This is a genomic window from Rhodothermales bacterium (genome assembly GCA_013002345.1).
Lineage (GTDB): Bacteria > Bacteroidota > Rhodothermia > Rhodothermales > JABDKH01 > JABDKH01.
This window is the reverse complement of record JABDKH010000012.1, coordinates 1-5566: the sequence shown is the minus strand read 5'-3', so window position 1 is coordinate 5566 and position 5566 is coordinate 1. Positions and strand designations below refer to the sequence as shown.

The following is a 5566-nucleotide window of genomic DNA, read 5'->3' as shown; positions in this document are numbered from 1 at the left end:
CCCTGGGGACGATACCTCGCTGCGGCGGCGGCAACGGTCTGGCTTCTCGTTCTCCTGACACAGATCACCGACCATCTCGTGCACGGGCGGCCTGTCGACCTTCTTGAGCTTGCCGTCGTCGTCGGTTTGATCCTGGCGCTGGGCGCCATTGCGTTTCGGCTCCTGGCGGGCGCAGCGGCAAGGGATTACACGTCACCTGTGATGCGTTCCGCAGGTTCATCATCCGAGGTGGGCCCCGAATCTGGCCAATCCGACTAGGACGTAGGCCCGGTACCGTTCCGACGGCATCGTTCCAGGCTATTCAGCGCAGGTAACCGTCACATGCATCGGTGTGTATATGCCGAAGGTCAGTGCCCCGACAAGCTGATTCAGGAAGGACAGCTTTGTCTCGACTGTGGCGACGCCCGTATCACATTTCTCTGTCGCATCGATCTCCGCAGGAGGTACGAGTCCATAGATCCATCCGTCGGCCCACGCGTCTTCGAGAACGACATTCGACGGTTCGGAATCGGACACAACGACCTGCGCATGGTAGCACCCACTGAGTACGATCATGGCTGCAACCAGCAGTACGGCTCTACTCATTGATCTCACCTTGATGTTGGTGTCTTTTGGAACTCCCGGTATATGTCGCTCTGCACAAGAAGCGTACCGAGATCGGGGTCGGCGCGGACGAGCCTCCCCTGCCCAGCCCTGGGATCTCGGACGCTTTAGCAGCAGGCTCGCGGGCAGTACGATACGTCGCCGAATGTGGACACGCGTTGTCGCGAATATGGCCCCCACGCTATTACCGAAATGCGAACCTATCGGATCAACAACATGCTTCCCGTAGCAGTGTTGATCTCGCCAGCCCCCACGGCGCTGAGACTGTAAACGTAGACACCGGATGACAGGCCCTGTGAATCGACGCTCTGGCTACGTCCGAACCCGGCCGGGACCATCGGTCGCTCGAATTTACGTACTACACGACCGAGCACGTCGAAGACGGTGAGGGTCACGTCCGACGTTGCCGGAAGATCAAATCGAATGGTCGTCGACGGATTGAAGGGGTTGGGGTAGTTGCCGAGGAGCTTGAATTCACGTACTACGGAATCGTCTTCCAGGCGGGTTACGATGGCCGGCGTTGAAACCTCTCCCGTTTCGCTGACGATCATCATAGACACGGATCTGTCCTCACTCCCGGGCGGTGGCGACAAGTAGCCGGTCAGGATGATAGGGAACACTTCCTCGCTCGAAGACAACGTGACATCGAAGGACTCGACCAACGAACCATCGTCGTGTCGGCGGATGTTCATGATTTGATGCTCGTCTGTGGACGTCCCCAGGTTGTACTGGCCGAAGGACAGGTCGGAACACATCGTCACCCCGTTCACGAAACAGTCCACCGGCGGTCCATCCGGGACTGCATGCACGAATCCCACGGGAACGGGAGCCACAGTTTTGCCGCTCGGCTTCTTGGGAACTGTGATCAATGACAGCGGGCCATCGGGGTGGCCGATCTCACCGGCGAGCACGGCGGCATACGTCTGCCCCTCCGAAAGGACGACATTGAACCTGGGATCGTCGGCCCCGATAGCGGACACACTTCCAGGCACGACGGCAATTTCCGCCCCATCGGTCGGCACAGCAATATTTCTTGATACGCCCCGATAATCCAGGTCATCGATGACACGTACCCCGTTCAGGTATACATCTATCAGGCCCAGTCCAACGTCCGGTGCCGCATGTACCAGCCGCAGCCACGCGAGACCCCACACACCTCCGTTTATGGTGTTTAGGATCGCGCCGTCCTCTCCAACGACCCAGCCGTACTCGTCATCAGCGAGGTAGATTCCGCTTAGAAATTTGCTGGTGCCGGTCACCTGCCGCGTCCACGTTTGGCCACCGTCACTGGTCCAGACGATCGTCCCCTCTGTACCCGCAGCCCAACCGAAATTCCGGTCGATGAAGTGAACTGTCAGCAGCGCGCTGGAAATGCCACTGTCCTGGGTCTGCCAGGTGCGACCGCCGTCACTCGAGTTTATGATTCTACCACGAGTTCCGACGGCCCATACGTGCATTGTGTCTGTAGCGAACACGGCAGTCAGGCGGTCAGTAACGCCGGTAGGATAGAGCGTCCAGTTCAGTCCGCCATCTTCAGTCCGTATCACGGTGCCCTGCAGCCCAACCGCCCAGGCCGTCGTGTTGGAAGCCAAGAAGACCCCGTACAGGGGATTCATTGTGGGTGATTGTCGCCTTACCCATGGAGTCCCAACGCCGCGAGTGGCAATGATTGTACCCGCCTTGCCGACGGCCAGGCCATGCTGGGGATCAGAAAAATGAATTGCGTACAGGTCGTTTCTTGTCCCGGTGTCATGAGGTCCGTTCCAACTCGGGAAACCCTCACCGCCCTCTCCGGTGAACATCACTACACCGTCGTCGCCTACGACCCAACCCTCTTCACCATCGAGGAAATGGATGTCGTTGTAGTTGTAGTCTCCCCGGCTCTGGTCAGCCCACCTCGCCCCGCCGTCGTTGGTTCGAAGGATTCTTCCGCCCACGCCGGCGACCCAGCCGGTGTCCCGATTCGTAAAATGGACGGTGCTGAGATCTGTGCCCACATAGCTGCGATGTACTTTTTCCCACGTATCGCCACCGTTCGTGGACTTCAGAATCGTTCCGGCTGCACCGATCGCCCAACCCGTAGACGTCCCACCGACAAATACGATTTTCGAGAGGGGTCGATTTGTACCGCTCGCCTGCCGAACCCACGATCGGCCGTTGTCCGGGCTGTGAAGGATTGTGCCTCCGCTGCCGGCAATCCACACGCGGTCTCCAAGGGTTACTGAGGGCCGGTAGTCCACCGAGAAGTAGTCCGCTCCGCTGAGGCTGTCACCACGTACCCACGTGACGCCGTGGTCGGTGGTGTAGAGTTGAGTCCACCGCTCGCCAACCGCCCAACCGTGACCTCCGGGCCACATACTGATTGAGTGCAGACGATGAATTGCCGGGTTGGCCTGGCCTATCCAGAAATTTCCTCCGTCGGTCGTGTGAAGAATGGCTGCCTTGCCGCCATAGCCCGCAGCCCAGCCCTCGTTGTCATCAATGAAACTGACATCTTCGAACTGGGTGGTCCCCGGAAGGCTTTGCGATACCCATGTTGCACCCCGATCGGACGTGTGAAGTATCGAACGATTGTATCCAACCGCCCAGCCGTGGGTCACGCTTGAAAAGTCGATGGCGTGCAGGTAGTCAGTTGTCCCGCTGGCCAGCTCCTCCCACGTGGTACCCTCGTCGTGACTTACAATGAGTGTCCCGTTGTGGCCCGCCGCAAACAGCCTCTCTCGATACCTGATAGCCTTCAGCGGAGCGGTCGTGGCTGTCCGCATGATGCTGAAGTCTTGACCGTTCAACGTCCGTAGAACAGTCCCGTGGTCACCAGATATGTACACATGATCCCAAAAGCCTGGATTGTTCCAGTAGCTGATGTCATGCAGGTCGTTGCCCTGGGGTAGTGGGTTCTGCCAGCGCCAACCTGGTAGCTGCTGGGCGGCAGCCGTTCCGGCCAAAGCGGCAAACAGAGTGGCCGTTACGATCATCGAGCAGAGCTTCATGGGATTCTCCTCCTGTTCGAGATCTGAGCCTGACCGTTTGACCCAGCTAACTCGATCGCTGCAGGCAACGGTGAGACGCTGAGCGGGACGGCAGAACTGGGATCCCTTAGATGTGTCACATCCAGTGCGTTCCGGCTGTTTACACCCTATTCAGTAACCCTCGCTTTAGCAATGGGGTTCTTGTGACCGCGTATGGAGGGTTTGTACTTATGTCGGCGCGAGTGAAACTCTGTCGTCCCTCACAGTCGCCAGCCGTGAGCCGGCCCCCACTTTGATCATCTCGCGATCGTAGTTTTGAACTCGGGGCCCGAACGGGCCCCGCTGACCTGCTGCAATCAACCGGATAGTCTGATGAGATCGACCCTCGCACTACTGACGCTCCTTCTTCTCGCGGCCGGCCCGGCGCAAGCCCAACGTTACCTCGGTGTGCAGGGCACCGAATCGGGCGGGCCGCTCATGCCCGAGCAGGCCGCATACGATGTGACATACTATGATCTCGATCTGACGGTCGACCCGTCGACCAGAACCATCGACGGCAGTCTGACCGTTCATGCGCGTATCGTTCATCCGACAGAGTGGTTTGTTCTCCACCTGGATTCACTCCTGGGTGTGCACCAGGTAAATCTGGTTGACGAGTCAGGTGCCGTTCGCCCGGTAGCCTTCGAGCACAGGGATGTGCTTCTGTGGGTGAGTCTGCTGACCACCCGCCAGCCTGGGACGAACGTGCAGGTTCAGGTCCTTTATGGAGGCGAGCCGCGTGTTGCACCGCGCCCGCCGTGGGTCGGCGGATTTACGTGGTCGGAAACACCGTCGGGAAGTCCTTGGATCGCGACAACTGTTCAGGGCGAAGGAGCGGACGTCTGGTGGCCGTGCAAGGACCACCCGTCGGACGAACCTGACTCAATGGCCATCGCTATCACAGTCCCGAAGCCGCTTGTCGTCGCCTCTAATGGGCGGCTACGAGGCGTAATTGAACAAGAGGGAGACTGGTGGACGTACGACTGGTTCGTTTCTACGCCCATCAATAACTACGGCGTCGCCCTCAACATTGCGCCGTATCGGACCATCGAAGACACCTTCACGAGTGTCACCGGCGACCAATTCCCCGTCACATTCTGGGTCATACCCGACCATTACGATAAGGGTGTCGAACTCTTTCCGAGCTTTCTGACCGATCTCGCTTTTTATGAAAAATATCTGGGGCCGTATCCGTTTCGAGCGGACAAGTACGGTGTGGCCGAGACCCCGCATCTCGGCATGGAGCACCAGACGATCATTGCCTACGGCAATGACTTTACCCGTAACGAGCACGGTTTTGACTGGCTCCATCACCACGAGCTCGGCCACGAATGGTGGGGCAACCTCGTGACTGCACTCGATTGGCGTGACTTCTGGCTGCATGAAGGATTCTGCTCCTACATGCAGGCGCTTTATTCGGAAGAGCTTTCAGGAACCGAGGCCTACCACGCTGCTCTGGCGCCGTCGAGGCCCAGAATCCGGAATGCGAAACCACTCGCCCCGCGCGAGTCCATGACGGAAGGAGAGATGTATCTGTTGCCGCCGGACTACATGGAAAGCGACGGCGATATCTACAACAAGGGAAAGTGGGTCCTGCACACACTGCGGTACCTGATTGGCGACGACGCTTTTCTCAAGTCACTGCGTCGCATGGCGTACCCGACGCCCGAACTGGAAACGATCACCGACGGCCGCCAGTGCCGGTTCGCGACGACAGACGACTTCAAGCTGATTGCCGAAGAGGAATCGGGGATGGAGTTGGACTGGTTTTTCGAAGTGTACACGAGACAGCCGGATCTGCCGAAGCTCGTCGTCGATCGTGCGGGGGCGGAGGTCACGTTGCGCTGGGATACGCCGGGCGACCTGCCTTTCCCGATGCCCGTCGATGTTGACGTAGACGGCACAACGAGACGCGTCAGCATGGAGATGGGTTCTGCCCAGATACCATTGACGGA

The 5566-nt window shown here is 58.9% G+C and carries 4 protein-coding genes; 2 read left to right on the top strand and 2 right to left on the bottom strand.

The window, feature by feature from the left end; translation table 11 throughout:
• The coding region (locus HKN37_00570; GenBank protein NNE45132.1) for a hypothetical protein at window positions 1-258 on the top strand (258 nt) is incomplete at its 5' end.
• A 39-nt stretch (window positions 259-297) separates the two neighbouring features.
• Here the strand turns inward: HKN37_00570 and HKN37_00565 are convergent.
• Complete coding sequence (locus tag HKN37_00565; protein ID NNE45131.1) at window positions 298-585, bottom strand: hypothetical protein; 288 nt, start codon at window positions 583-585, stop codon at window positions 298-300.
• A 218-nt stretch (window positions 586-803) separates the two neighbouring features.
• A complete protein-coding gene (locus HKN37_00560) occupies window positions 804-3593 on the bottom strand; it encodes a T9SS type A sorting domain-containing protein (GenBank protein NNE45130.1) in 2790 nt (929 codons plus the stop codon).
• Window positions 3594-3944: 351 nt separating this feature from the next.
• On the opposite strand from HKN37_00560, the gene HKN37_00555 reads away from it, so the two are divergent.
• Window positions 3945-5566: M1 family metallopeptidase (locus HKN37_00555; GenBank protein NNE45129.1), on the top strand; the 1622-nt coding region annotated here is incomplete at its 3' end.

What these genes read in the sequence shown, in the direction of transcription:
- HKN37_00565 (NNE45131.1), bottom strand. Translation starts at nt 585, where the DNA reads ATGAGTAGAGCCGTACTGCTGGTTGCAGCCATGATCGTACTCAGTGGG.
- HKN37_00560 (NNE45130.1), bottom strand. Translation starts at nt 3,593, where the DNA reads ATGAAGCTCTGCTCGATGATCGTAACGGCCACTCTGTTTGCCGCTTTG.